The organism is Phyllobacterium sp. RCAM01083, assembly GCF_055685835.1.
In genome coordinates, this window is record NZ_JBVFZN010000005.1 from 2,007,845 (window position 1) to 2,032,799 (window position 24,955).

25 protein-coding genes are annotated in these 24,955 nt (G+C 60.0%); 7 read left to right on the forward strand and 18 right to left on the reverse strand.

From position 1 onward, the window contains the following. Positions 1 to 5: 5 nt before the first annotated feature. Genes ACZ25R_RS16630 through ACZ25R_RS16640 form a run of 3 tightly spaced genes read left to right on the forward strand, consistent with a single transcriptional unit; the run spans position 6 to position 4,821 of the window. Positions 6 to 1,301, forward strand: a complete 1,296-nt coding sequence (locus tag ACZ25R_RS16630) for a M16 family metallopeptidase (protein WP_464662931.1) — start codon at positions 6 to 8, stop codon at positions 1,299 to 1,301. 20 nt (positions 1,302 to 1,321) lie between these two features. Continuing rightward, complete coding sequence (locus tag ACZ25R_RS16635; RefSeq protein WP_426137223.1) at positions 1,322 to 1,906, forward strand: GNAT family N-acetyltransferase; 585 nt, start codon at positions 1,322 to 1,324, stop codon at positions 1,904 to 1,906. Positions 1,907 to 1,941: 35 nt separating this feature from the next. After that, positions 1,942 to 4,821 carry an EAL domain-containing protein gene (locus ACZ25R_RS16640; protein WP_223612378.1) on the forward strand — a complete coding sequence of 960 codons (2,880 nt, stop codon included), beginning with the start codon at positions 1,942 to 1,944 and terminating at the stop codon, positions 4,819 to 4,821. A gap of 3 nt (positions 4,822 to 4,824) precedes the next feature. Here ACZ25R_RS16640 and ACZ25R_RS16645 read toward each other — a convergent pair whose 3' ends face one another. Then, positions 4,825 to 5,427, reverse strand: coding sequence for a YqgE/AlgH family protein (locus ACZ25R_RS16645; RefSeq protein WP_223611527.1), 603 nt, complete (start codon positions 5,425 to 5,427; stop codon positions 4,825 to 4,827). 115 nt (positions 5,428 to 5,542) lie between these two features. Here ACZ25R_RS16645 and ACZ25R_RS16650 point away from each other — a divergent pair, with 115 nt between their 5' ends. Together ACZ25R_RS16650 and ACZ25R_RS16655 are read left to right on the forward strand one after the other, a co-directional pair. Then, positions 5,543 to 6,409, forward strand: coding sequence for a protein-disulfide reductase DsbD domain-containing protein (locus ACZ25R_RS16650; protein WP_472461620.1), 867 nt, complete (start codon positions 5,543 to 5,545; stop codon positions 6,407 to 6,409). A gap of 76 nt (positions 6,410 to 6,485) precedes the next feature. Then, positions 6,486 to 6,971, forward strand: coding sequence for a peroxiredoxin (locus ACZ25R_RS16655; RefSeq protein WP_223611529.1), 486 nt, complete (start codon positions 6,486 to 6,488; stop codon positions 6,969 to 6,971). A gap of 55 nt (positions 6,972 to 7,026) precedes the next feature. Here the strand turns inward: ACZ25R_RS16655 and rnhA are convergent, their stop codons facing one another. The 11 genes from rnhA to coxB form a co-directional block, all read right to left on the reverse strand. Continuing rightward, the gene (gene rnhA / locus ACZ25R_RS16660; RefSeq protein WP_105737018.1) at positions 7,027 to 7,470 is read right to left on the reverse strand and encodes a ribonuclease HI; all 444 of its coding nucleotides are present in this window, start codon (positions 7,468 to 7,470) and stop codon (positions 7,027 to 7,029) included. Next, a complete protein-coding gene (locus ACZ25R_RS16665; RefSeq protein ID WP_403170403.1) occupies positions 7,467 to 8,447 on the reverse strand; it encodes a homoserine kinase in 981 nt (326 codons plus the stop codon). The genes rnhA and ACZ25R_RS16665 overlap by 4 nt, the downstream gene beginning before the upstream one ends. Positions 8,448 to 8,449: 2 nt before the next feature. Then, on the reverse strand, positions 8,450 to 9,457 hold the full coding sequence (gene ispH, locus ACZ25R_RS16670; protein WP_346306381.1) for a 4-hydroxy-3-methylbut-2-enyl diphosphate reductase: 1,008 nt from the start codon (positions 9,455 to 9,457) through the stop codon (positions 8,450 to 8,452). Positions 9,458 to 9,508: 51 nt separating this feature from the next. After that, positions 9,509 to 10,276, reverse strand: a complete 768-nt coding sequence (locus tag ACZ25R_RS16675) for an SURF1 family protein (protein ID WP_472461621.1) — start codon at positions 10,274 to 10,276, stop codon at positions 9,509 to 9,511. 7 nt (positions 10,277 to 10,283) lie between these two features. Beyond that, a complete protein-coding gene (locus ACZ25R_RS16680) occupies positions 10,284 to 10,679 on the reverse strand; it encodes a DUF983 domain-containing protein (protein WP_223611534.1) in 396 nt (131 codons plus the stop codon). A gap of 193 nt (positions 10,680 to 10,872) precedes the next feature. Next, on the reverse strand, positions 10,873 to 11,751 hold the full coding sequence (locus ACZ25R_RS16685) for a cytochrome c oxidase subunit 3 (RefSeq protein ID WP_223611535.1): 879 nt from the start codon (positions 11,749 to 11,751) through the stop codon (positions 10,873 to 10,875). A gap of 58 nt (positions 11,752 to 11,809) precedes the next feature. Further along, the gene (locus ACZ25R_RS16690) at positions 11,810 to 12,451 is read right to left on the reverse strand and encodes a cytochrome c oxidase assembly protein (RefSeq protein WP_223611536.1); all 642 of its coding nucleotides are present in this window, start codon (positions 12,449 to 12,451) and stop codon (positions 11,810 to 11,812) included. Further along, complete coding sequence (locus ACZ25R_RS16695) at positions 12,451 to 12,606, reverse strand: hypothetical protein (RefSeq protein WP_165401776.1); 156 nt, start codon at positions 12,604 to 12,606, stop codon at positions 12,451 to 12,453. Before ACZ25R_RS16695 ends, ACZ25R_RS16690 begins: the two co-directional genes overlap by 1 nt. Position 12,607: 1 nt before the next feature. After that, positions 12,608 to 13,552 carry a heme o synthase gene (cyoE, locus tag ACZ25R_RS16700; protein ID WP_223611537.1) on the reverse strand — a complete coding sequence of 315 codons (945 nt, stop codon included), beginning with the start codon at positions 13,550 to 13,552 and terminating at the stop codon, positions 12,608 to 12,610. Between the two features lie 77 nt (positions 13,553 to 13,629). Beyond that, positions 13,630 to 15,282, reverse strand: a complete 1,653-nt coding sequence (ctaD, locus tag ACZ25R_RS16705) for a cytochrome c oxidase subunit I (protein ID WP_346306384.1) — start codon at positions 15,280 to 15,282, stop codon at positions 13,630 to 13,632. Between the two features lie 39 nt (positions 15,283 to 15,321). Further along, positions 15,322 to 16,167 (reverse strand): cytochrome c oxidase subunit II, encoded by an 846-nt coding sequence (gene coxB, locus ACZ25R_RS16710; RefSeq protein WP_105737343.1) that lies wholly within the window; start codon positions 16,165 to 16,167, stop codon positions 15,322 to 15,324. Positions 16,168 to 16,530: 363 nt separating this feature from the next. Between coxB and ACZ25R_RS16715 the strand changes: the two genes are divergently transcribed. Together ACZ25R_RS16715 and tldD are read left to right on the forward strand one after the other, a co-directional pair. After that, complete coding sequence (locus tag ACZ25R_RS16715; RefSeq protein ID WP_464662927.1) at positions 16,531 to 17,070, forward strand: invasion associated locus B family protein; 540 nt, start codon at positions 16,531 to 16,533, stop codon at positions 17,068 to 17,070. Positions 17,071 to 17,150: 80 nt separating this feature from the next. Further along, positions 17,151 to 18,563 (forward strand): metalloprotease TldD, encoded by a 1,413-nt coding sequence (tldD, locus tag ACZ25R_RS16720; RefSeq protein ID WP_472461622.1) that lies wholly within the window; start codon positions 17,151 to 17,153, stop codon positions 18,561 to 18,563. Between the two features lie 16 nt (positions 18,564 to 18,579). On the opposite strand, the gene ACZ25R_RS16725 is transcribed toward tldD, so the two are convergent. The 6 genes from ACZ25R_RS16725 to ACZ25R_RS16750 form a co-directional block, all read right to left on the reverse strand. Next, positions 18,580 to 19,809, reverse strand: coding sequence for a class I SAM-dependent RNA methyltransferase (locus ACZ25R_RS16725; protein ID WP_464662926.1), 1,230 nt, complete (start codon positions 19,807 to 19,809; stop codon positions 18,580 to 18,582). Between the two features lie 7 nt (positions 19,810 to 19,816). Continuing rightward, a complete protein-coding gene (locus ACZ25R_RS16730; protein WP_472461623.1) occupies positions 19,817 to 20,554 on the reverse strand; it encodes a TlyA family RNA methyltransferase in 738 nt (245 codons plus the stop codon). A 6-nt stretch (positions 20,555 to 20,560) separates the two neighbouring features. Next, the gene (dxs, locus tag ACZ25R_RS16735; RefSeq protein ID WP_472461624.1) at positions 20,561 to 22,480 is read right to left on the reverse strand and encodes a 1-deoxy-D-xylulose-5-phosphate synthase; all 1,920 of its coding nucleotides are present in this window, start codon (positions 22,478 to 22,480) and stop codon (positions 20,561 to 20,563) included. A 102-nt stretch (positions 22,481 to 22,582) separates the two neighbouring features. Then, positions 22,583 to 23,506 carry a pirin family protein gene (locus tag ACZ25R_RS16740; protein WP_472461625.1) on the reverse strand — a complete coding sequence of 308 codons (924 nt, stop codon included), beginning with the start codon at positions 23,504 to 23,506 and terminating at the stop codon, positions 22,583 to 22,585. Positions 23,507 to 23,571: 65 nt separating this feature from the next. After that, positions 23,572 to 23,826 carry an exodeoxyribonuclease VII small subunit gene (locus tag ACZ25R_RS16745; RefSeq protein ID WP_472461626.1) on the reverse strand — a complete coding sequence of 85 codons (255 nt, stop codon included), beginning with the start codon at positions 23,824 to 23,826 and terminating at the stop codon, positions 23,572 to 23,574. Between the two features lie 4 nt (positions 23,827 to 23,830). Further along, positions 23,831 to 24,757: a histone deacetylase family protein gene (locus ACZ25R_RS16750; RefSeq protein ID WP_472461627.1), complete on the reverse strand. Its 927-nt coding sequence runs from the start codon at positions 24,755 to 24,757 to the stop codon at positions 23,831 to 23,833. Between the last annotated feature and the right edge of the window lie 198 nt (positions 24,758 to 24,955).

The following is a 24,955-nucleotide window of genomic DNA, read 5'->3' on the forward strand; positions in this document are numbered from 1 at the left end:
ATTGAATGGGCGTTGAAATCAGTCGCCTCTCCAACGGTCTGACGATTGCGACAGAGACAATGCCGCATGTGGAGAGTGTAGCCCTTGGCATCTGGGTCAAGGCAGGATCACGTAACGAGGCGAGCAATCAGCACGGTATTGCCCATCTTCTGGAACATATGGCCTTCAAGGGAACGGAAAATCGCTCCGCCTGGAAAATAGCCGCCGATATCGAGGATGTGGGCGGCGAGATCAACGCCGCCACCAGTGTTGAAACAACATCCTTCTATGCCCGCGTCCTGCGCGATGACATGCCGCTGGCCATCGATATTCTCGCCGACATTCTCAACAGCTCCAAATTTGATGCGGAAGAGCTGGAACGCGAGAAAAACGTGATCATGCAGGAGATCGGCGCGGCGCATGACACGCCCGACGATGTGGTCTTCGACCGCTTCACCGAAACCGCCTTCCGCAATCAGACGATCGGGCGCACCATTCTCGGCACGCCGGAAACCGTCCAGTCCTTTTCATCGGCCGATCTGCGCCGCTATATGGATGACCAGTACAGCGCCGAGCGCATGGTTGTTGTCGCGGCCGGCGGCGTCAAGCACGACGACTTCGTCCGGGAAGTGGAAAGCCGCCTTGGCTCTTTCCGGGCAAAGACGACGGCGCCGGAACCCGATGTCGCCCATTATGTCGGCGGAGACTTCCGCGAGCAGCGCGACCTGATGGATGCGCAGGTCGTTCTCGGCTTCGAGGGCCGCGCCTATCACGTGCGCGATTTCTATGCCTCGCAGCTCCTTGCCATGATTCTTGGCGGCGGCATGTCCTCGCGGCTGTTTCAGGAAGTGCGGGAAAAGCGCGGGCTGTGCTATTCGGTCTATGCCTTCCATTGGGGTTTCTCCGACACCGGCGTTTTCGGCATCCATGCCGCAACCGGACGCAGTCACCTGAAGAAGCTCGTCCCCGTCATCATCAACGAACTGCACGAAGCGGCCCGCAATATCGGGCAGGACGAATTGAACCGCGCGCGGGCGCAGTACCGTGCCAGCCTGCTGATGTCGCATGAGAGCGCGGCAAGCCGGGCCGGACAGATTGCCCGCCAGATGCTGCTCTACGGCCATGCGGTTTCCACCGAGGAACTGGTGGAGCGCCTGTCCAAGATCACCACGGAACGCCTGACCGATCTTGCCGGGCGGCTGTTCATCGACGCATCGCCGACTTTGGCTGCCGTTGGTCCAATCGCCCCCTTGATGAAGTTCCCTGATATTCGACATGGGCTGGCAACGGCAACGCCGAGCCCACGAAAAATAGCGGTCTAGAGCGTCAACGGCACATCGCCATGATCGCCCTGCCCTTCCTGAAAAGCGCTTCGCCCTTGCTGCAGGGCGAACGGCTTTATCTGCGCCCTCCACAGGTTTCCGATTATCGGGCCTGGGCAAATTTACGCGCAACGAGCCGGGATTTCCTTGCGCCATGGGAACCGCTGTGGGCCGATGACGATCTGGAACGCAGCGCATTCCGCCACCGGATTCGGCACTATGACGACGAGGCTGCGGCGGGAACGGCGCATCCCTTCTTTCTTTTCCACAATTCAGATTCCCGCCTTCTCGGCGGCATCACGCTTGGCAACATCCGGCGGGGTGTCGGTCAAAACGGCATGATTGGTTACTGGATGGGTGCGCCCTATGCCGGTCAGGGCTATATGAGCGAAGCGCTGCGCCTGCTGATATCCCACGCTTTTACCAAAGTCCGGTTGCACCGGCTGGAAGCCGCCTGTATTCCAAGCAATGAAAGATCGATCCGCCTTCTCGAAAAAGCCGGATTTCAGAGGGAAGGACTGCTACGCTCCTACCTGAAAATAAATGGTACGTGGCAAGACCATCTGCTCTTCTCGCTCATAGAAGACGATGTGCGCGCCAAATAACAAAGGTTGAATTCGTGGCATCATTGACCGGACACATGCTGAAAGGCCTATCGAGGATTTTTGTCCTCCTCTTTTTGATGATGTCCATGCTGTCGGCTGCCAGCGCCTTTGAAACCATCAAGATCACCAAGGAAAGCACCGCACTCGATCTGTCCAAGGCCGTGGAGATTTACCGGAACCAGGGCGAGACCTTCCAGATATCCACGGCGCCTGGCACCGACGGCATTGTCCGCCGCATCGAGGTGCAGGCCAATGACAGCCGTTCCACCGGCGACTGGGCGGCCTTCTCGCTGGCCAATCCCACCGATGAACAGATCGACCGCCTGATCGTCGCGCCGCATTTCCGCCTGGTCGGATCGGGTTTCATCTGGCCGGATCTCGGCTCGACGCGCATCACCTCCATCACCCCCAGTGAGGGCTTTGCCCTCGACAGGCAGGCCAGCGAAGACGCCGATATTTTCCTGGTCACGCTCAATCCGGGTTCGGTTATCACCTTCGTCGCCGAGCTCGCCTCGCCCAACCTGCCGCAGGTCTATGTGTGGGAGCCGAATGCCTACAAGGACACGGTCAATTCCTACACGCTTTACCGAGGCATCCTGCTCGGTATTGCCGGTCTTCTCGCGCTGTTCCTGACCATTCTTTTTGTCGTCAAGGGAACATCGCTCTTTCCCGCGACCGCCGCCATGGCCTGGGCAGTTCTTGCCTATATCTGCGTGGATTTCGGCTTCTGGAACAAGCTGATCGAGATCACGCCCGGCAATGAACAGGTCTGGCGGGCGGGCACCGAAGTGGCGCTTGCGGCGACACTGGTGATCTTTCTCTTCACCTATCTCAATCTCAACCGATGGCACGACAATTTCAGCTACGGCGCGCTGACCTGGATTCTGGGTCTCGGCATTCTCTCCGGCGTGGCCATCTTCGATCCGCCCATCGCGTCCGGCATTGCGCGCTTTTCCTTTGCCCTGACGGTCATCGCAGGCATCGTCCTCATCGGCTTCTTTTCATTCCGAAGTTACGACCGGGCGATCATGCTCATACCGACCTGGCTGCTCCTGCTTGTCTGGCTGCTGGGAAGCTGGCTGACCGTCTCCGGCATTCTTGCCAATGACATCGTCCAGCCGGCACTCGGCGGCGGCCTCGTGCTGATCGTCCTCCTCATCGGGTTCACGGTGATGCAGCACGCCTTTTCCGGCGGCGCCCTGCAGCAAGGGCTGTTCTCCGACGTGGAGCGGCAGGCGCTGGCCATCATCGGTTCCGGCGACATCGTCTGGGACTGGGACGTGCCGCGCGACCGCGTCGTCACGACGCCGGACCTTACCAATTTCCTCGGCGCCTCGGCGAGCTCGCTGCATGGCGCCGTGCGCAACTGGCTGCCAACGCTGCATGCCGATGACCGCGACCGTTTCCGCACCACGCTCGACGTCATTCTGGAAAACCGCCGCGGCCGCATCTCGCAGACCTTCCGCCTGCGCGCCAATGACGGCCACTACTACTGGTACACGCTGAAAGCCCGCCCGGTGATCGGTTCCGACGGTGAGATTGTCCGCTGCGTCGGCACCCTCATCGATGTGACCGAGCAGAAAAAGGCCGAAGAGCGCCTGCTGCACGACGCGGTCCATGACAATCTGACCGGCCTGCCCAACCGTGAACTGTTCCTCGACCGCCTCGGCTCCGTCATCACCATGGCGCAGACCGAAAGCAAGATCCGCCCGACCGTGTTCATCATCGACATCGACCGCTTCAAGCAGGTCAATGACGGGCTCGGCATGTCGGCAGGCGATACGTTCCTTCTAACCGTCTCGCGGCGCCTGCACCGCCTTTTGCGACCGCAGGACACGTTGAGCCGTCTTTCCGCCGATCAGTTCGGCCTTATCCTGGTATCGGAAGTCGAGCCGGCGCGCATCGCCGCCTTTGCCGAAGCCGTCAAACAGGCCATCCGCGCGCCCATTGCCTTCGCCAAGCGCGAAATCGTCCTGACCGCATCGCTTGGCCTGATCACCTGGACCAGCGGCAGCACGGCCTCTCCGGAAGACCTCGTGAAGGACGCCGAGCTTGCCATGTTCCAAGCGAAACGCTTTGGCGGCGACCGGATCGAACCCTTCCGTCCGGCGTTCCGTGCGGTGGGCAGCGACAAGCTGCAGCTGGAATCCGACCTGCGCCGCGCGCTCGAACGCCACGAAATCCACATTGCGTATCAGCCGATCGTGCGGCTGGAGGACAACACCATCGCCGGTTTTGAAGCCCTGATGCGCTGGGATCACCCGCGCCGCGGCTCGATACCGCCATCCGAATTCATCCCGATTGCCGAAAGCTCGGGGCTGATCGTGCAGCTTGGCCTGTTCGTCATGCAGCATGCGGCGGAAGACCTCGTTAATTGGCAGCGCACCATCGGCGCCACGCCGCTGTTTGTCTCGGTGAACATATCGAGCAGCCAGCTGATCCGTCAGGATCTCATCGACGATGTGCGCTCCGTGCTGACCCAGACACAGATCGACCCGGCCAGCCTGAAACTGGAACTGACGGAATCCCTGATGATGGAGAATCCCGAGCGGTCCGCCCATGTTCTCTCCAGCATCAAGGCCATGGGCGTCGGTGTATCGCTGGATGATTTCGGAACGGGCTATTCGTCCCTCTCCTACCTCACCTCGTTCCCCTTCGACATGATCAAGATCGACCGGTCATTCCTCAAGGCCGAACAGCCGCAGAAAGTCACACTGCTGCGCTCGATGATCAGCATGGCGCATGACCTCGGACTGTCGGTTGTGACGGAAGGCATCGAGAATGAGAGCGACGCGCTGCAATTGCGCCAGATGGGCTGCGAATACGCCCAGAGTTTCATGTTCAGCCCGCCGCTGACGCTCGATGTCGCGACAAAGCTGCTGCGCGAGCAGTTCCAGCAGTCAAAGGCATCGTAGGGGTCAAGCGTGGCCGGCGACGGTGGCGAGGCGTGACGGGTCAACGCCCATATGCGCCAGCAAGCGGTCGTACTTGCTCTCGAGGTCGGTGTCGAACAGCAGTTCCTGTGGCGCGCGGCAGGTAAGCCAGCCATTGTTGGCGATCTCGTTTTCAAGCTGCCCCGCCGCCCAGCCGGAATAACCCAGGGTCATCAGGGCGCAGCGCGGACCGCGGCCGCCGGATATGGCACGCAGAATATCCACCGTGCCTGTCAGGCAAATCTCTTCCGAAACCGGCATGGTGGAATCCGTCAGATAATCGTCAGAATGCAGGACAAAGCCGCGGCGCATCTCCACCGGTCCGCCATTGCGCACGATGAAATCGCGGGTGCAGTCAGGCAGCATGATGGCCTGATGTTCATCGAGAACGCCGAGCTGCACGAGAATGTCGGAGAATTCCATCTCCTGGGGGCGATTGATGATCAGCCCCATGGCACCCTTTTCCGAGTGCGCACAGACGTAGATAACCGAACGCGCGAAGCGGCTGTCGTCCATTCCCGGCATCGCCAGAAGGAATTGACCATTCAGAAATCCGGTCTCTTTGTTCGCCGTTCTGAAAATATCCATCGAATAAAGGTATCAAGGATTGCGCAAATGACAACGGTTTTGAACGACGAATTGTAAAAGAGCCGCAATCCGGGCGCGTTCGCGCAGGATATAACGCGCGCCTCACATAGAAATGATGAGCAAATTCCGTGACATCCTTGATAAGGCCGAAAAGGCCTGCAATGGTCCGCGCATGAACACGAACATGCCCATTTTTCTCGCTGCAGCGTTGACTGTTGCGGCTTTTGCCTCGCCGTCACAGGCTGGAACCTCCGAGTGGACAAAGACACCCGGCGGCAGCGTCCGGCTGATAGTCGACAATCCCCAGAAGGGCGCGAGCGAGGTACACGGCGCGGTACAGATCAATCTCGATCCGGGCTGGAAAACCTATTGGCGCGAGCCTGGCGATGCCGGTGTGCCGCCGGAACTCGCGCTCTCCCAGGAGGGCAACATCAAAAGCTATTCGCTCGGGTTCCCTGCGCCACACCGGTTTGAGGACGGCACTTCGAAGTGGTCAGGATACAAGAAATCCGTGGCGCTGCCGGTTATCCTGACACTCGCCGACCCCTCCAAACCAGCCCAGTTCAAGGGCCATGCGTTTCTCGGTATCTGCGAGGCGATCTGCATTCCCGTCACCGCCGAATTCGATATTTCCATCGACAACAGCCCGTCGGATGCGCTGACGAAAACGCTTGTCAGCGATGCATTTGCCGCCCTGCCCGACAAGGCATCGGCTTCGTTCGGCGTGAAAAGCGCCGTGCGCCGGGATGATCATGTCAAGGTTACCGTTCAGCTGCCGACGGATCAGCCGCAGACCGACCTCTTCGTTGCCGGCGAGGGCGGCGTGACGTTCGGCATGGCGAAACTGAAAAGCCGCGAGGCGGCAACCGCCGTGTTCTCGGTGCCGGTTCTCACCGGCAAGGACAAGAAGGCCGTGACGCTGAACTACACCCTGGTCCAGGGCGAGAAGGCGGTTTCAGGCAAGCTTGAGGCACAGGAATAGCACCGGTCCACCCTCGACTTTTGGTCATGCACGCCCTATCTGCATAGGGCTAATTTTGTTCATATGGAGCCAATTCATGACAATCAAGGTAGGCGAGCGTTTGCCGGACGCCACGTTCAAGACAAAATCCGATGACGGTGTCAGCGAAGTCAGCTCGGACACCCTGTTCAAGGGCAAGAAGGTGGTGCTTTTCGCTGTACCGGGTGCCTTCACCCCGACCTGCAGCATGAACCATCTGCCGGGTTATCTTGAAAACCGCGATGCCATTCTGGCGAAGGGTGTCGACACCATCGCCGTTGTCGCCGTCAACGATCCGCATGTGATGGGCGCCTGGGCCAAGGCCACCAATGGCGAAGGCAAGATTCAGTACCTGTCCGATGGCAATGCGACCTTCACCAAGGCTGTCGGCCTGGATATCGACCTTGCCGCCGGCACGATGGGCGTGCGCTCCAAGCGCTATTCCATGCTGGTTGAGGATGGCGTGGTCAAGGAACTCAACATCGAGGACTCGCCCGGTCAGGCTGTGACCTCAAGCGCAGCGACCCTGCTCGGCCAGCTGTAAACAGCGATAGAGCCAACCCATGCAAGGGGCCGGTCTGACCGGCCCTTTTGTTTGCTCAGGATTTGTTTTTGAACGGCGCCATGCCGGTTCGGGCAAGCTCGTCGGCACGCTCGTTCTCCGGATGTCCCGCGTGGCCCTTGACCCAGTGCCAGACAACCTTGTGGCGCTTGCGTGCCTCATCCAGCGCCTGCCAAAGCTCGGCATTCTTCACGGGCTTCTTGGCGGCGGTTTTCCAGCCGTTGCGCTTCCAGCCCTCGATCCAGCCGGAAATGCCATCACGGACATAGACCGAATCCGTATAGAGATCGACCGAACAAGGCTCCTTCAGCGCATTGAGCGCGGCAATGGCAGCCATCAATTCCATGCGGTTATTGGTGGTATCCGCTTCACCGCCGGAAAGCTCTTTCTCATTGCCGTTCCAGCGCAGGACAGCGCCCCAGCCGCCAGGGCCGGGATTGCCGGAACAGGCGCCATCGGTAAAAACCTGTATCGACTTCACGAGGCGGCACCCGCTGGCAGAAGGCCATACTCTTCGGCGGATTTGATCTGGCGATGGAAGCGCATGCGGCGGACATACTCCATCGGGTCCTTCTTGACGACGAAACTACCCTCGGGAACGGTCAGCCAGTCATAGAGCCGGGTGAGCATGAAACGCAGCGCCGAGCCGCGCGCGAGGATGGGCAGGCTCTCCGCCTCCTCCGCCGACAGGGGGCGAACGGAATTATAACCGCGCAGCAATGCCGTGCCCTTGGTCAGATTGAAGGAATGGTCCTTTTCAAAGCACCAGGCATTCAGGCAGACCGCAACATCATAGGCGAGCAGATCCGTGCAGGCGAAATAGAAATCGATCAGGCCGGAGAGCTTGTCGCCGAGAAAGAACACATTGTCCGGGAAAAGATCGGCATGGATGACGCCGGCCGGCAGGTGTTGCGGCCAATGGGCTTCGAAGAAAGCCAGATCGGCTTCCGTCTCACTGGCAAGGCCCGGCTCGACCCGGTCGGCATTGGCCTTTGAGTTATTCCACAATGGCCGCCAGCCGGCGACGGAGAGCGCGTTCTTGCGGCGCATGGGGAAATCCGCCCCCGCCACGTGCATGCGCGCCAGCGCCTCTCCCAGCGCGTGGCAGTGCTGCACGGTGGGCCTGCGCATCCACATGCCTTCAAGGAAGGTCACGATGGCGGCCGGGCGGCCAGCGAGTTCGCCGATGCTGGAACCGTTCTTCTGCCCGACGGGCAAGGGACAGCTGATCCCCTTCCCCGCAAGGTGCTGCATCAGCCCCAGAAAGAACGGCAGATCATTGCTGTTCACCCGCTTTTCATAGAGCGTCAGGATGTAGGAGCCCTTGCTCGTATGCAGCAGATAGTTGGAATTCTCGACGCCTTCGGCGATGCCCTTGTAGGAGAGCAGGTTGCCGATGTCATAATCCCGAAGGAAGTGCGCGAGATCGATTTCGTTGATATCGGTATAGACAGCCATAATCAGTGACTTCCGTTGACGAATGCCATGTCGCCGCTGGTCAGTTCCACATCGCGCAGATCGCGCATGACATGGAAATTCTCGGTTTCGATGGTCGTCTCGGCAAGTTCAATCGACACGGAATAGCGCTCCGAAAAGGACTGGATGATTTCATCGACAATGATTTCAGGTGCGGACGCACCGGCGGAGAGGCCGACGGTCGCAATATCGCCGATCAGGTCCCAGTCGATATCCGCGGCCCGCTGCACCAGCAGCGATTGCGAAGCACCGGAGCGCTCTGCAACCTCGACCAGCCGCTTCGAATTGGACGAATTCGGCGCACCGACGACGAGGAACAGATCGCAACCGGGCGCCGCTGCTTTCACAGCGTCCTGACGGTTCGTCGTGGCATAGCAGATGGATTCGGCGGCCGGCGCAGTCAAATCCGGAAAGCGGCTCTGCAAGGCTGCGATGATCCCGGCAGTGTCATCGACCGACAGCGTCGTCTGCGTGACGAAGCCGAGGTTTTTCGGGTCCGCCGGCTGATAGTTCTCAGCGTCTTCGATGGTTTCGATCAATGTAACCGCGCCCTCCGGCAATTGCCCCATCGTTCCGATGACTTCAGGATGACCGGAATGGCCGACCAGAATGACGTGGCGCCCAAGCCGCTGATGGCGCATGGCCTGCTTGTGCACCTTGGAGACAAGCGGACAGGTGGCATCGAGATAGAAGAGGTTCTTGTGTTCCGCGTCTTCCGGCACCGACTTCGGCACGCCGTGTGCAGAGAAAACCACGGGCTGGCTGCGATGTTCTGCCGGGATTTCGTCGAGTTCTTCGACGAAAACGGCACCGCGCGCCTGCAGGCCCTGCACCACATAGCGATTGTGCACGATCTCGTGCCGGACATAGACCGGTGCGCCATATTTCTTCAGCGCCAGGACGACGATCTGGATGGCGCGATCCACCCCGGCGCAAAATCCGCGCGGTCCGCACAGGCGGATTGTCAGTGGTTTCTTGTCAGCCATGGTCATAGGTCTCGCGGAAGTCGAAGCGTTGGATGTGCCCATGGAATTGGGCGGCAATCAACGGGAAGTCAAGTCCGAAGGTTGAGTTTCTGCTTTGTCGCCCTGCCTGCGCCGTACCATGGAGATGATCACGATGGTGAGCAGCGTCGCCGCCAGACCATACCACGTGACCGCATATTGCAGATGGCTGTTGGGAAGATCGATGATGGTGACACCGCCGATGGGAAAGCCGCCGGGATTGGGCGTTTTATCAGCATCGATGAAGAACGGCACCAGCTGTTCGGGATTGATGCTGGACTGCGCGGCCATAACAGGCAGGTCTTTCCAGAAATAGATGTTCTTGACGAGATCATTATCGGGAAGAATGGAGGACGGTTTTCCTGCCAACGGATTGCGCGCAAGCCCGGTGACGGTCACCGGTCCCGCCACTTCGCCCTGTTGGCGTGTCGACGCGTTCTTCTGGTCGTAGGGCACGAAGCCGCGGTTGACGAAAACCGCCCGGCCATCATCGAGTTGCAGCGGGGTATAGATGAAGTAACCGGAATAGCCCTCATAGGTGGCGAAGAAATGCCGCTCGCGGTCATTGAGCAGACGCCCGGTGACTGTCACGGGACGGTATTCGACATCATGGTCCTGCGCCCAGATCTTTTCGATCTCCGCCAGCGGCTGCGGTGCGGAATGGGTGCGCGCGGCGATGGTTGCCAGCAGCGCTTCCTTCCATTGCAGGCGTTCCACCTGCCAGGTACCGAGCCCGATCAGAATGACAAAGAGGATAGCGCTGAGGCTCAGCGTGATCCATGGAAACCGGGGGGGCCTTACTGGCATTGCGATATCACTCATGGGCCGCGGGAATATCAAGGCGCCCTTCCGCAGCCTTGTGTTTGTATTGAAGGGCAATCAGGACACCTTTCATCCAGCGTAGAGCGGTCAGGCAAAGCACAAGCGCCAGCGGAATCCACAGGATGAAATGCACCCAAAGCGGCGGATCGAGCGTGACTTCCATCCACAGCGCCAGACCGACGACGATAAACCCGATCAGCAGCATCACCAGCACGGCCGGACCATCGCCCGAATCGATAAAGGAATAATCGAGCCCGCAGCTGGAGCATTGCCGTGCGGGTGTCAGAAAACCATCGAACAGCTTGCCCTGCCCGCAGCGGGGGCAACGTGCCTTGACGCCCGCAGTGAACGGGTCAACTGGCGGATAAAGGGCTCTGTCTTCACTCATGGGTTGGTCTCGATCGGTGTTCCATCCTGGACCAGAGCCCAGATTTCATCCATTGCGCGATTAGTGACGCCATTGCACCCCTGTGTCCAGTCGATAAGTTGAAGCACCCGCCCCTCATCGGGATTGCGCCCAAACAATAAGGGCGGCCATGTTTCCATGACCGCCCTCTTTATTTCTGTTTGCAGCGGCTTGCCTATTCGACGGCCAGCGTCGCGCCCCATGAGGCCCAGACGTAGATCGAGAAGAACAGGAACAGCCAGACCACGTCAACGAAGTGCCAGTACCAGGCGGCAGCCTCGAAGCCGAAATGCTTCTGCGGGGTGAAATCGCCGCGCATGGCGCGCAGCAGGCAGACCAGCAGGAAGATCGTTCCGATGATCACGTGGAAGCCATGGAAACCCGTGGCCATGAAGAACGTCGCGCCGTAGATCGAATCCTTGAACGCGAACGGTGCGTGCATGTACTCGTAGCCCTGCACGAACGAGAAGAGCATGCCGAGCAGGACAGTCAGCGTCAGGCCGGTGATCAGGCCCTTGCGGTCCTTGTGGATCAGCGCATGGTGCGCCCAAGTGACCGTCGTACCGGACAGCAACAGGATGATGGTGTTGTACAGCGGCAGATGCAGCGGATCGAGAACTTCGATGCCCTTGGGAGGCCAGTGACCGCCGGTGAATGCCGCACGGGCAACCTGCTCAGCTTCGCCCGGGAACAGGCTGGCATCGAAGAAGGCCCAGAACCAGGCAACGAAGAACATCACTTCCGACGCGATGAACATGATCATGCCATAGCGCAGGTGCAGGGAAACGACGCGGGTGTGGTGCCCTTCCTTGCTCTCCCGGATGGTATCCGACCACCAGCCGAACATGGTGTAGAGAACGATGGCCAGGCCGATGAAGAACAACCATGGCTGTGCCAGGTTATGCCCAAAGAGCGGCAATTCCCCGCCGCTGTGATAGCGCATGTAAGCGATGCCGCCGATAGCCATGACAAAAGCACCGACAGAGCCTAGGAACGGCCATGGGCTTGGGTCGATAATGTGGTAGTCGTGGTTCTTTGTGTGCGCTTCGGCCATTTTAACCCCCGCAAGTTCTATTCATCTGTTTAGCCACTGACAAAATGTCAGCGCAAGTTCAAAGCTGTCCCGACGGCTTGTCTTTCTTCACGTCCGCACTGGCGGCAACCGGTGCCGGCATCGCGATCGGAAAGAATGTGTAGGACAGGGTAATCGTGTTGACGCCCTTCAGTTCTTCCGAATTGACGATATCCGGATCGACGAAGAAAACGACGGGCATCTGCATGTCTTCGCCCGGCTTCAGGACGGTGTCGGTGAAGCAGAAGCACTCGACCTTGTTGAAATAGGCACCGGCGGCCTGCGGCGTGACATTGAAGGCTGCACGGCCGGCAGACGGCTTGTCCAGCTTGTTGATCGCCTCATAGTGAATGAGCTTGGTCTCGCCAATGTTCATCGTCACTTCGCGCTGCACAGGCTTGAACTGCCACGCCAACCCATCAGATGTATTGGCGTCAAAGCGAACCGTGATCTTCTTGTCGAGGATCGTGTCGGACATCTGCTCGACCCGCTGGGTCGTGCCGCCATAACCGGTGACCTGACAGAACATGGCGTAGAGCGGCACGGCCGCGAAGGCCATGCCAACCATGCCGAAGAAGAAGGCAAGGCAGGAAATCGCGATTGTCCGGTCGGAAACCCGGCGCTTTGGCGCAGGGGTGCTATCCGCAGCTGGTATCTGGTTATCTTCCACAGGAGCGCTCATCACATCTGCCGTTCGAGAATCCTGGCACCGAGCTTGGCCCATGTGCCGACATAAACGAGGATCACAAACGCGGCCAAGGCCAGGGCAAGCGCGATGGAGCGGCTGCGCTGCGCCCTTTTCTGTTTGGGTGTCAGTGTAACGCGATCATCACTCATGTCATGCACCTGCCAGGAAAAGTGCTTTGCGCACAAGGATTTCGCCGAGAAGTACGGCGTAGAGACTGAAAAGATAGAAGATCGAGAAAGCGAACATCTTCTTCGCTGGCTTGATCATCGGCGCGCCAACCGGCGCACGCCAGACGGTCCAGGCGTAGAAAAGGAACATTGCTCCGGCGCCGATGGAAAACACGCCATAGACAATGCCGGCAAAGCCCATGACCCATGGCAGCACGGCAACCGGCGCCACCAGCAGCGTATAGAGGAAAATCTGGAACTTCGTCGACGCTTCGCCCATGACATTGGGCATCATCGGGATTTTGGCTTTCTCGTAATCATCCGACATGAACAGCGACAGCGCCCAGAAATGCGGCGGTGTCCACAGGAAGATGATGAGAAAAAGCACGATGCTTTCGATGCCGACCGAATTGGTCACGGCAGCCCAGCCGATCATGGGCGGAAATGCACCCGCAGCTCCGCCGATGACGATGTTCTGCGGCGTCGAGCGCTTCAGCCACATCGTATAGACCACCGCATAGAAGAAGATGGTGAAGGCCAGCAGGAACGCCGAGAGAAGATTGACGAAAAGGCCGAGCGTGACCACCGAGAATGCGGACAGCAACAGACCGAAGGTCAGCACCTCTTCGCGCGTGATCCGGCCAGCCGGAATGGGACGGTTGGCGGTGCGCTTCATCACGGCATCGATATCGGAATCGTACCACATGTTCAGCGCGCCCGAAGCTCCGGCACCAACGGCGATGCAGAGAATGGCGATAACACCGAGAATGGGATTGATATGACCGGGCGCGGCCATCATGCCGACAATGGCGGTGAAGACAACCAGTGACATCACGCGCGGCTTGAGCAAGGCAATATAGTCCGACGCATTGGCTTCAGACAGGCCAATCGCGGTATCTACGGTTGCATTTTTCTCAATCAGGGCCATTCGATCAGTCTTGTTGTTTCGGTCGTTTCAACTTGAAGATACCCGGGCCGCTGGGGTTCAGCGGCCCGGTTGTATTGTTACTTGATGCGTGGAAGCTGTTCCCACTGGTGGAACGGGGGCGGCGAAGACAGCTGCCATTCCAGTGTGGTCGCACCTGGACCCCAGGGGTTGGCGCCGGCTTCACGCTTCTTGGCAAAAGCCTCGAAGACACCGAAGAGGAAGATCAGCACGGCAACACCGGAGATATAGGAACCGATGGACGATACTTCATTCCAGCCGGCGAATGCATCGGGATAGTCGATGTAGCGGCGCGGCATGCCGGCAAGTCCGAGGAAGTGCTGCGGGAAGAACACCAGGTTAACACCGACGAACATCACCCAGAAGTGCGTGTGCGCAATGGTGTGGTTGTACATGTAGCCGGTCATCTTCGGGAACCAGTAGTACCAGCCCGCGAAAATTCCGAATACAGCACCCAGCGACAGCACGTAATGGAAGTGCGCGATCACGTAGTAGGTGTCATGCATCGCACGGTCGAGACCGGCATTGGCCAGCTGCACACCTGTCACACCACCAACGGTGAACAGGAAGATGAAGCCGATTGCCCAGACCATCGGCGGCTTGAACTCGATGGAACCGCCCCACATGGTCGCGATCCATGAGAAGATCTTCACGCCTGTCGGCACGGCGATGACCATCGTCGCGAAGACGAAGTAACGCTGTGTGTCGAGCGAAAGGCCAACCGTATACATATGGTGCGCCCAGACGATGAAGCCGACCACGCCGATGGCAACCATGGCATAGGCCATGCCGAGATAACCGAAGATCGGCTTGCGCGAGAAGGTCGAGACGATGTGGCTGATGATGCCGAAGGCCGGCAGGATCATGATGTACACTTCGGGATGACCGAAGAACCAGAAGAGATGCTGGAACAGCAGCGGATCACCGCCACCTTCCGGCGAGAAGAACGTCGTGCCGAAGTTGCGGTCGGTCAAAAGCATGGTGATGCCGCCTGCCAGAACCGGCAGAGCCAGCAGCAGCAGGAATGCGGTGATCAGTACGGACCAGGCAAACAGCGGCATCTTGTGCAGCGTCATGCCGGGGGCACGCATGTTGAAGATCGTGGTGATGAAGTTGATCGCACCCAGGATCGACGATGCACCGGCAATGTGCAGCGACAGGATGGCAAAATCCATCGCCGGGCCGGGCTGGCCGGTTGTCGAATACGGCGGATAGATGGTCCAGCCGCCACCCGTGCCGTAGCCGCCGGCAGGACCCGGAACGAACATGGACAGGAGGAGCAGAAGCAGCGCGGGCGGAAGCAGCCAGAACGAGATGTTGTTCATGCGCGGGAAGGCCATGTCAGGCGCACCGATCATGATCGGAACCATCCAGTTGGCGAAACCGCCGATCAGCGCAGGCATGACCATGAAGAAGATCATGACCAGACCATGTGCCGTCGAGAACACATTGTACATCTGCTTGCCACCATCGATGGCGGCGTCACCCTGGAAGCCGTAGACCATCGATGCAAGACCGCTGAAAATCTGGATGCCGGGCTGCTGAAGCTCGGCACGCATGGCGATCGAAAGACAACCGCCAATGATGCCGGCAACGATCGCGAAGATCAGATAGAGCGTGCCGATATCCTTGTGGTTGGTCGAATAAACCCAGCGCGTCCAGCCTGTCGGCTTATGGGCGCCATGGTCCTCGTGAGCTGCAGAACCTGCCATCAAAGTGCTCCCGTTCCTCAATAATTCGCGTCAACCAGCTCAGTTGCCGGCTACGTTTATGTTCTTGTCTGCGTCGATTTTAGCGGTGAGTGTCTTGTATGCGCCTGGAAGATCCTTCCCGGCTGCAGCAAACCACGCATCATACTGGCTTTGCGAAACCACATGGATCGCAATCGGCATGAACGCATGATCCTTGCCGCAAATCTGCGAGCACTGACCATAATACATGCCTTCCTTGTCTGCCTTGAACCATGTTTCATTGCTGCGGCCGGTGACGGCATCCATCTTGACGCCGAAGGCCGGCATCGAGAAGGAGTGGATCACGTCGGCACCCGTCACCAGAAGACGAACGGTTGTGTTCACAGGAACAACCATTTCATTGTCTACGGCAAGCAGACGGGGATAGGCCTTGCGGTCTTCCTTGCCTGCGGCAGCGCGATCGGCATCTTTGAGCATGACGGAGTCGAAGGAGACCGGTGCATCACCCACCTGGTATTCATATCCCCAATACCACTGGTAACCCGTCGCCTTGATCGTCATCTTGGCTTCTTCGGGCGAATACTGCGCGGTGAGAAGCTGGAAGGAAGGAATTGCCAGGAACAGAAGAATAACAACCGGACCAACGGTCCAGACCACTTCCACCGCCGTGTTGTGGCTCGTCTTGGACGGAACCGGATTGGCACTGGCGCGGTAGCGAATCATGACCCAGCCCAGAAGGACCATCACAAACAGTGTAATCGGGACGATGAACCACAATGTATAGTGCTCGAACCAGATGATCTGCTCCATAATGGCAGACCCTGCCGGCTGGAACGTCATCTGCCAAGGCTCAGGCTGTGCAGCATATGCAGTACCGGCACTTAACAGGCCCCCCAGGACACCCATCAGCGTGACAATGTTCTTCTTCACCTAGAAATCTCCCGAATGAAGCTTCAATTCCATACGTTAAGACCGGGCTTCAAAAGTGGCCCGGCGATATGCCGCGTTCAAATCACACATTAGCCTACATCGCAAGGAAGGCGAACGTGATGCCGTGCGGCATTTTTGCGCGCAGCGCGCCGCCTGTGGATGACAGCATCTTGTAAAGACGTATCTTTTTTCACTTTCCGGACGATTTTGACCGGCGACACGTGTAGGGCTCACAATCCGGCCATTTTTGCATTACACCAGAGATGACAGAGCCGCTGTATGCTGGGGAGTGTTTGAGCGGTATTCTTTTCATCCGGGCCGTGGCGGTTTAACGTCTGGATGATTCGTTTTGGAGCCTACATGTCCTCTTTCGCGCTACGTAGCATCGCCCTCGGTCTGCTTTCCCTGTCCATTGCCGGTTTTTCCGGCAGTGCCATGGCAGCGCAGCAGAGCGGCACGGTCAAATCCACACACGGCGCATGGTCGATCCTGTGCGACACGCCGGCAGGCGCGAAATCGGAGCAATGCGCCCTGATTCAGAATGTCGTCGCGGCGGATCGCCCGGAAATGGGTCTTTCGGTCGTGGTTCTCAAAACCGCCGACAACAAGGCCAAGATCCTGCGCGTGCTTGCACCGCTCGGCGTGCTCCTGCCCAACGGGCTCGGCCTGAACGTGGATGGCAAGGATATCGGCCGCGCCTATTTCGTCCGCTGCTTCGAAGACGGCTGCTATGCGGAAGTCATTCTGGAAGATCAGCTTGTCCAGACCTTCAAGACCGGCAAGGCGGCAACCTTCATCGTCTTCCAGACGCCGGAAGAAGGCATCGGTATTCCCGTTGAACTCAATGGATTTGGTGAAGGTTTCGACGCCCTCCCCTGATCGCTCCATAAGTTTTCTGTTGTAGCGGGCCGGGCGAGGCCCTACATCCGCTTCATAATCACCTGAACGGATGAATGATCATGAAAAGCCTCATCGACAGTTTTGACGCACCGCGCGAAAAAATCCTCGAAACCGTCAAGCAAAGCCTTGAGGGCGCCGATGACGGCGAGCTTTTCATCGAATACCGGGAATCGGAAGGTCTTGCCTTCGACAATGGCCGTCTGAAGAACGGCACATTCAATCAGGATCAGGGATTTGGCCTGCGCGCTGTTGCCGGTGAAGCTGTCGGCTATGCGCATGCGGGCGAGCTTTCGCTGGGCGCGCTCAAGCGTGCCGCCGATGCGGCCTCGGCCGTGCGCACCGGCTACGCCGGCGCCTACACCGCTGCCCCTCCGGGAACCAACCGCAGTCTTTACGGCGACGAGAACCCGATTGGCTCGCCCGGTTTCGAGGCCAAGGTCAAACTGCTGCAGGAAATCGACGCCTATCTGCGCGCTAAGGATCCGAAGGTCCGACAGGTCAGCGTTTCGCTGGCAGGATCGTGGCAGCAGGTCGAAATCCTGCGTGCCGACGGGCATTTCGTCCGCGACATCCGCCCCATGGTGCGCCTCAACGTTTCCGTTGTCGTCGGCGATGGCGACCGCCAGGAAAGCGGTTCCTATGGAGCGGGCGGGCGCAAGGGTTTTGGCGAGTTCATCACTGCCGAAAAATGGCAGCATGCGGCGGATGAAGCGCTGCGCCAGGCTCTGGTCAATCTCGAGGCCATTCCTGCCCCGGCGGGAACATTCGATATTGTCCTGTCCAACGGCTGGCCCGGCGTGATGCTGCACGAAGCGGTCGGCCACGGGCTCGAGGGCGACTTCAACCGCAAGAAGACATCGGCCTTTGCCGGGCTGCTCGGTCAGAAAGTGGCATCGAAGGGCGTTACCGTCGTCGATGACGGGACGATTTCCGAGCGTCGCGGCTCGCTGACCGTCGACGACGAAGGCATGCCGACCAACAAGACCGTTCTCATCGATGACGGCATTCTCGTCGGCTATATGCAGGACCGGCAGAACGCGCGCCTGATGGGTATGCAGCCAACCGGGAACGGACGGCGCGAATCCTATGCACACGCGCCGATGCCGCGCATGACCAACACCTACATGCTCGACGGCGACAAGACGCCGGAAGAAATCATCGCCTCGGTCAAGAACGGCATCTATGCGGTTTCGTTCGGCGGCGGCCAGGTGGATATCACCTCCGGCAAGTTCGTGTTCGGCTGCACCGAGGCCTACATGATCGAGAACGGCAGGATCGGCGCGCCGGTCAAGGGCGCAATGCTCATCGGCAATGGCCCCGATGCCATGCAGCGCATTTCCATGATCGGCAACGATCTGCAGCTCGACACGGGCATGGGCAATTGCGGCAAGGGCGGCCAGTGGGTGCCGGTCGGCGTCGGCCAGCCACACCTGCGCATGGACCAGATGACCGTGGGTGGAACGGCGGTCTGAACCGCCGTTCTCCTGCCTATTTCTTCGAGAGCAATGCCACGGCTTCGACATGCGACGACCAGAGAAACTGGTCGATCGGGACGACGCGGTCTATCTTGTAGCCGCCCTTGACGAGGATGCTCAGATCGCGCCCGAGCGTCACCGGATTGCAGGACACCGCAGCCACTTTCGGCACATTCGATTTTGCAATCTCGATGGCCTGGGCTTCCGCACCGGCGCGCGGCGGATCGAAAACCAGTCCGGTATAGGGCGCAAGCTCACGCGCCAGAAACGGCCGGCGGAACAGATCGCGGCGCTCGACACTGACCGGCTTCAAGCCCTGAACATGACGCGCGCCACGATCCAGCGCATCAATCGCGACCTGTTCGCTTTCCACGGCATGAACGGCAGACTTTTCCGCCATCCGCAACGCGAACGTGCCGGAGCCGCAGAACAGATCGAGGGTTTTCTTGGCCTTGGCGAGATGCCCTGTCACCAGCGCAGCCATGGCCTCCTCCGCCTCGACAGTTGCCTGCAGGAATCCGCCGGCCGGAAGATAGACCGGAACCTTGCCGAAATGCACCAACGGCTTTTTCGGTTCGACGATGATTTCACCCTCGAAGCTCAACCGGGCAAAGCCCTTTTTCAGAACAAGGTTCGTCAGGGCATGCCGCTTGGCAGCATCAGGCGCGCCGCATCCCGATGCGGTGATATCGAGCCCGGAAGCAGTGGCGGTGACAGTCAGCTTGAACGGCTTCATGCCACCGCCCAGCACCGCAACCACTTCGCGCAGGTCATCCAGCCGTGAAACGATTTCCGGAACCGTGACAGCACATTCGGTGATGTCGATGAGTTCGTGGCTCTGGTGTCTGTTGAACCCGAGCACGGCGCCATGGTCGCTGGTGCGGACGGCAAAGACTGCCCTGCGACGGGTCTGCGGCGCGCAGGGCACGAGCGGATCAAGCTTGAACTGCAATCCGCGCCCGCCGAGCGCGTCCTGCACCAGCGAACGCTTCCAGTCCTGATAGGCGCTGTCCTGCCAATGCTGGAGCGCGCAACCGCCGCATTCCTCAAAATGGCGGCAGGCGGGATCAATCCGCTCTGCCGATGCCTCAAGCAGGGCCATCATCGTCGCACGGCCGTTTTCCAGCGCGACATTGGCGACCTCGCCGGGCAGCGAGAACGGCACATAGACACTGCCTGCCGTCGTTGCGGCAATGCCGTCGCCACCGGCGCCCATCCGCTCAATTGTTACGCGCGTGCTCATCAGCTCTTCAATCTTTTCTCTTCAAACCGGCCAGAAGATATTCGCGATTGCCATCGCCGCCCTCTATGGGCGAAGGGCACAGCCCCAGGGCTTTCCAGCCCGGCAATCCATCCAGCCAGTTCCTTAGAGCATTTGCAACGCGTTCGCCATCCATTGGATCGCGCAAAATGCCACCCTTGCCGATCGCCTCGCGGCCGGCCTCGAACTGCGGCTTGACCAGGAGGACGCAGTGACTGCCGGGTTCGGCCAATTCCAACGCAGGCGGCAAAGCGAGTTTCAGCGAGATGAAGCTGACATCCGACACCACCAGCCCGATACTTTGCCCGCCCAGATGATCGCGGGACAGCACCCGTGCATTCAGGCCTTCGAGATTGGTGACGCGCGGATCGGTGCGCAGGCTGTCATGCAACTGGTCGTGGCCGACATCGACGGCAACGACGTGCGTTGCGCCGCGCTCGAGCAGGACCTGGGTGAAACCGCCGGTGGATGCGCCGATATCCAGCGCACTGAGGCCATGCGCATCGATGGAAAACCGGTCAAGACCGGCAATCAGTTTCAATGCGGCGCGCGAGACGTAACCGCTTGCCGGGTCGTCGACACCGATGACGGCCGTGCCGGAAAACGTTGCTCCGGGCTTGGTGACCACCGCATTGTCGACGGTGACCGTGCCGCGCACAATCGCGTCTCTTGCCCGCGAACGGCTGGCAAACAGGCCCTTTTCGACAAGCAGTTGATCCAGCCGCATTGCCGCCTATGCCCTGGCCGGCGCTGCCAGATAGTCGCGGCCGAACGCCCCGAAGACGGTCTGGACGATGCCGGCCCGGTCGAGCCCCGAACGCGCATACATGGCTTCCGGCTTGGCGTGATCGAGATAGAGGTCAGGCAAGGTCAGAGTGCGAACCCGCAGGCCATGGTCAAGCAGACCATCGCGGCTGAGGAAGTGCAGGACGTGCGAGGCAAAGCCGCCGATTGCCCCCTCTTCCACCGTCACAAGCACCTGATGCTCGCGCGCCAGACGGCGGATCATGTCTTCATCCAGCGGCTTGGCGAAGCGGGCGTCCGCGACCGTGGTGGAAAGCCCCGCCGCATCCAGCTCATCGGCAGCCGCCAGGCATTCCTGCAGGCGCGTGCCGAAGGAGAGCAATGCGACCTTGCTGCCTTCGCGGATGATGCGGCCCCTGCCGATCTGCAGGATCTGTCCGCGTTCGGGCAGATCGATGCCGATGCCGTCGCCGCGCGGATAACGGAACGAAATCGGACCCTCGTCATATTCCGCAGCTGTGCGCACCATGTGGCGCAGCTCGGCCTCGTCGGAGGCTGCCATCACCACGAAACCCGGCAGGGCCGCGAGAAAGCCCGTATCGAACGAGCCTGCATGGGTCGCGCCGTCGGCGCCGACAAGCCCAGCGCGGTCAATCGGGAAACGCACGGGGAGATTCTGCAGGGAAACGTCATGCACGACCTGGTCGTAGCCGCGCTGCAGGAACGTGGAATAGATCGCGGCAAACGGCTTGAAACCTTCCGTCGCGAGGCCCGCGGCAAAGGTGACGGCGTGCTGCTCGGCAATGCCGACGTCGAACACCCGGTCCGGAAAGACTTCGCCGAAGAGATCGAGCCCGGTGCCACCCGGCATGGCGGCGGTGACGGCGACGATCTTGTCGTCGTGGCGGGCTTCCTCGATCAGGCTCGTGGCAAAAATCTTGGTATAGCTCGGCGCGTTCGCAGGCGGTTTGGCCTGTGCGCCGGTGATGACGTCGAATTTGTTGACGCCATGATATTTGTCAGCGGCGGCTTCCGCCGGGGCATAGCCCTTGCCCTTCTGGGTGACCACGTGAACCAGCACGGGGCCATCCATCGTATCGCGGACATTTTTCAGAACCGGCAGGAGGTGGTCGAGATTGTGCCCGTCAATCGGGCCGACATAGTAGAAGCCGAGCTCCTCGAACATCGTGCCGCCGGTCCAGAAACCGCGCACATATTCTTCAGAGAGCCGGGCTTTTTCCTGCAGGAATTTCGGCAGTTTCTTCGCCAGCTGCTTGGCGGTCTCGCGAATGGAGCGGTAGGTCCGGCCGGATACCAGCCGCGCCAGATAGGCGCTCATGGCTCCCGTGGGCGGCGCAATCGACATGTCATTGTCGTTGAGGATCACGATCAGCCGCGCATCGAGCGCGCCGGCATTGTTCATCGCCTCATAGGCCATGCCCGCCGACATGGCGCCATCGCCGATGACCGAGATCACATTGCGCTTGATGCCGGAGAGATCGCTGGCAACCGCCATGCCGAGGCCGGCGGAAATGGACGTCGAGGAATGGGCGGCGCCAAAAGGGTCATATTGGCTTTCGCTGCGCTTGGTGAAGCCGGAAAGCCCGCCCTCCTGCCGCAGCGTGCGGATACGGTCGCGGCGGCCTGTCAGTATCTTGTGCGGATAGGCCTGATGGCCGACATCCCAGATGATCCGGTCATGCGGCGTATCGAAAACGTGATGCAGCGCAACCGTCAGCTCGACAACGCCAAGACCGGCTCCGAGATGACCGCCCGTGGTCGAAACGGCATCCACCAGCTCCGCCCGCAGCTCCTGTGCCAGTTGCGGCAGGTCGGTCTCCGGCAAGGCGCGCAAATCCGCGGGGATTATGACGCGGTCGAGCAGCCGTGTTTCCAGTTTTTTCGCCAAAGCACAGGTTCCAGTTCCAAGGTCAATTCTTGCCAGAAGGCTGGCGCTTCCTAGATGAATTCCGCCAAAGCAGCAAGAAGGCCAGCCTTCCCGCTGCGCATGTCAATTTTCAGGCAGAGGGATGAATTCTTCCTCGTCGCCCGGCACGATATCGAAACGGCCCGAGCGCCATTCCTCTTTCGCCTGTTCGATCCGCTCTTTCGATGACGAGACAAAATTCCACCAGACATAGCGCTTGGATGGCATGGTCGCGCCGCCGAACAGCATGAAATGCGCACCCTGCGGTGCCGATACGACAATTTCGTCTCCGGCGCGGAAGGCCAGCAGGCGGTCGGCAGGAAAACTCTCGCCCGAAATCTCTACCGACCCATCCAGCGTATAGATTGCCCGCTCTTCCGCCGCATCCGCCGGTATCTGGATATGCCCGCCCGGTTGCAGGCGGATATCGACGTAGAGTGTCTCGGCATGCTGCTTTACCCGCGATCCCGCGCCATGGAATGTTCCCATGACAACACGGGCTTCCATGCCGGCCTCGCGCAGCACCGGCAGTTCGCCCGCCGCCGTATTGGCAAAGGTGGGGTCGATTTCCTCGAGATGGTCGGGCAGCGCCAGCCATGTCTGCAGGCCCGATATGGGCAGCGGCTGGGTGCGCAGCTCTTCCGGCGAGCGTTCGGAATGGACAATGCCGCGGCCGGCGGTCATCAGATTGACGTCGCCCGGCCGGATGACCATTTCGGTGCCGAGACTGTCGCGATGACGGATATTGCCGTCAAAGAGATAGGTTACCGTGGACAGGCCGATATGCGGGTGCGGCCGGACATCGAGCGCATCGGTGGGACGCAGGATGGCCGGTCCCATGCGGTCAAAGAAAATGAACGGGCCGACAAGCCGCCGCTTGGCGGTGGGCAGCGCGCGGCGAACCTGCAGGCCGCCGACATCGCTCGTGCGCGGGATGATCAGCGTTTCAATCGAATCAACGGCCGTGGTGTCGCCGGGTTGCGGATCATTGCCGGGAAAAAAGCTCATCAACGCTGCTCCAACTCATCGGAGCCGCATCATAGCGTCTCGCAGCCCGGCTGAACAGCCGCGGTCTATTCCGGGTCGAGCGGCTCGGTGCCGGCGGGCTGGCCGTCACGGCCCAGCCGGATTTTTTCGACCTTGTCCTCCGCGGCGCGCAACAGCGTATCGCAATGTTTTTTCAGGGCTTCGCCGCGTTCATAGATGCGGATCGACTGCTCAAGCGGCACATCGCCGCGCTCGAGATCATCGACAATCTTTTCCAGTTGATCGAGCGCCTGCTCGAAGCTCATGGCGGCGATATCGGTATTGGGTTGTACATCGGCCATGGTTTCAACCTTTCATCAAACGTTTGATATGTGCGCCGGCAGACAGCGACATGCCCTTGAGGTCGTAGCCGCCTTCCAGCAGGCTGACAAGCCGGTTCGACGCGTACTTCCCAGCTCTTTCCAGCAAAACACCGGTGGCCCAGTCGAAATCATCCTCGTCCAGATTGATCTCGGCCAGGGGATCGCGATGATGCGCATCGAAACCGGCCGAAATGATGATCAGGTCCGGCTGGAAGCTGTCGAGCGACGGCAGGATACGCGTCTTGAACGCCTCGCGGAAATCCTCGCTCCCGGTCTGGGGGGCGAGCGGCGCATTGACGATATTGCCTGCGCCCGTTTCATCCCTGGCGCCGGTGCCGGGATAGAGCGGCATCTGGTGGGTCGAGCAGTAAAGCACGGACGGATCGTCCCAGAAAATGTCCTGCGTGCCATTGCCGTGGTGCACATCCCAGTCAACGATGGCGATCCGCTCCGCCCCATGCGCCTTCTGGGCGTGGCGGGCAGCGATGGCCGCATTGTTGAACAGGCAAAAGCCCATGGCCCGGTTGCGCTCCGCATGGTGGCCCGGCGGGCGCGACGCAACAAAGACATTGTCCGCCTGGCCGGTAAAGACATCATCGACCGCCGCATTGGCCGCGCCGATGGCGGCAAGCGCCGCCTCCCAGCTCTTCGGGCTGACGGAGGTATCGGCATCGACCCGGGTGATTCCCGCGTCCGGAATGGCCTCACGGACCCGCTCGAGATAATGATCCGGATGGGCATAGAGAATGGTTGCCGCGTCGCCCGGCGGCGCCAGCGCCCGGTCCAGGGCATCGAACGCACTGTCCTCCAGCACCTTGTTCAGCGCCCGCAGCCGGTCCGGCCGCTCGGGATGGCCGACGGGCGTCAAATGCTCGAGATAGATCGGGTGCGTATAAAGACGGGTGACCATATCGGCTTTCTGCAACTGTGAATGGACATCGGCACAAGGCTTGGGTTGCGCCGGGAGAATGTGCACAGACACCGCGCTTCGCACAAGAGCCAAAGCAGCGGACCTTGCATGGTTTTCCCGAACTTCGGGCGGGATCAATGGCGCCACCGCGCCTGAAATTCTGCATATTTCAGCGAAAACCTCGACCAATGTCTAATT

Excerpts from the sequence above, each read along its gene's own strand:
- ACZ25R_RS16630 (WP_464662931.1), top strand. The coding sequence starts at position 6 with ATGGGCGTTGAAATCAGTCGCCTCTCCAACGGTCTGACGATTGCGACA.
- ACZ25R_RS16635 (WP_426137223.1), top strand. The coding sequence starts at position 1,322 with ATGATCGCCCTGCCCTTCCTGAAAAGCGCTTCGCCCTTGCTGCAGGGC.
- ACZ25R_RS16640 (WP_223612378.1), top strand. The coding sequence starts at position 1,942 with ATGCTGAAAGGCCTATCGAGGATTTTTGTCCTCCTCTTTTTGATGATG.
- ACZ25R_RS16645 (WP_223611527.1), bottom strand. The coding sequence starts at position 5,427 with ATGGATATTTTCAGAACGGCGAACAAAGAGACCGGATTTCTGAATGGT.
- ACZ25R_RS16650 (WP_472461620.1), top strand. The coding sequence starts at position 5,543 with ATGAGCAAATTCCGTGACATCCTTGATAAGGCCGAAAAGGCCTGCAAT.
- ACZ25R_RS16655 (WP_223611529.1), top strand. The coding sequence starts at position 6,486 with ATGACAATCAAGGTAGGCGAGCGTTTGCCGGACGCCACGTTCAAGACA.
- ACZ25R_RS16665 (WP_403170403.1), bottom strand. The coding sequence starts at position 8,447 with ATGGCTGTCTATACCGATATCAACGAAATCGATCTCGCGCACTTCCTT.
- ispH (WP_346306381.1), bottom strand. The coding sequence starts at position 9,457 with ATGACCATGGCTGACAAGAAACCACTGACAATCCGCCTGTGCGGACCG.
- ACZ25R_RS16675 (WP_472461621.1), bottom strand. The coding sequence starts at position 10,276 with ATGCCAGTAAGGCCCCCCCGGTTTCCATGGATCACGCTGAGCCTCAGC.
- ACZ25R_RS16680 (WP_223611534.1), bottom strand. The coding sequence starts at position 10,679 with ATGAGTGAAGACAGAGCCCTTTATCCGCCAGTTGACCCGTTCACTGCG.
- ACZ25R_RS16685 (WP_223611535.1), bottom strand. The coding sequence starts at position 11,751 with ATGGCCGAAGCGCACACAAAGAACCACGACTACCACATTATCGACCCA.
- ACZ25R_RS16690 (WP_223611536.1), bottom strand. The coding sequence starts at position 12,451 with ATGAGCGCTCCTGTGGAAGATAACCAGATACCAGCTGCGGATAGCACC.
- ACZ25R_RS16695 (WP_165401776.1), bottom strand. The coding sequence starts at position 12,606 with ATGAGTGATGATCGCGTTACACTGACACCCAAACAGAAAAGGGCGCAG.
- cyoE (WP_223611537.1), bottom strand. The coding sequence starts at position 13,552 with ATGGCCCTGATTGAGAAAAATGCAACCGTAGATACCGCGATTGGCCTG.
- ctaD (WP_346306384.1), bottom strand. The coding sequence starts at position 15,282 with ATGGCAGGTTCTGCAGCTCACGAGGACCATGGCGCCCATAAGCCGACA.
- coxB (WP_105737343.1), bottom strand. The coding sequence starts at position 16,167 with ATGGGTGTCCTGGGGGGCCTGTTAAGTGCCGGTACTGCATATGCTGCA.
- ACZ25R_RS16715 (WP_464662927.1), top strand. The coding sequence starts at position 16,531 with ATGATTCGTTTTGGAGCCTACATGTCCTCTTTCGCGCTACGTAGCATC.
- tldD (WP_472461622.1), top strand. The coding sequence starts at position 17,151 with ATGAAAAGCCTCATCGACAGTTTTGACGCACCGCGCGAAAAAATCCTC.
- ACZ25R_RS16725 (WP_464662926.1), bottom strand. The coding sequence starts at position 19,809 with ATGAGCACGCGCGTAACAATTGAGCGGATGGGCGCCGGTGGCGACGGC.
- ACZ25R_RS16730 (WP_472461623.1), bottom strand. The coding sequence starts at position 20,554 with ATGCGGCTGGATCAACTGCTTGTCGAAAAGGGCCTGTTTGCCAGCCGT.
- ACZ25R_RS16740 (WP_472461625.1), bottom strand. The coding sequence starts at position 23,506 with ATGAGCTTTTTTCCCGGCAATGATCCGCAACCCGGCGACACCACGGCC.
- ACZ25R_RS16745 (WP_472461626.1), bottom strand. The coding sequence starts at position 23,826 with ATGGCCGATGTACAACCCAATACCGATATCGCCGCCATGAGCTTCGAG.
- ACZ25R_RS16750 (WP_472461627.1), bottom strand. The coding sequence starts at position 24,757 with ATGGTCACCCGTCTTTATACGCACCCGATCTATCTCGAGCATTTGACG.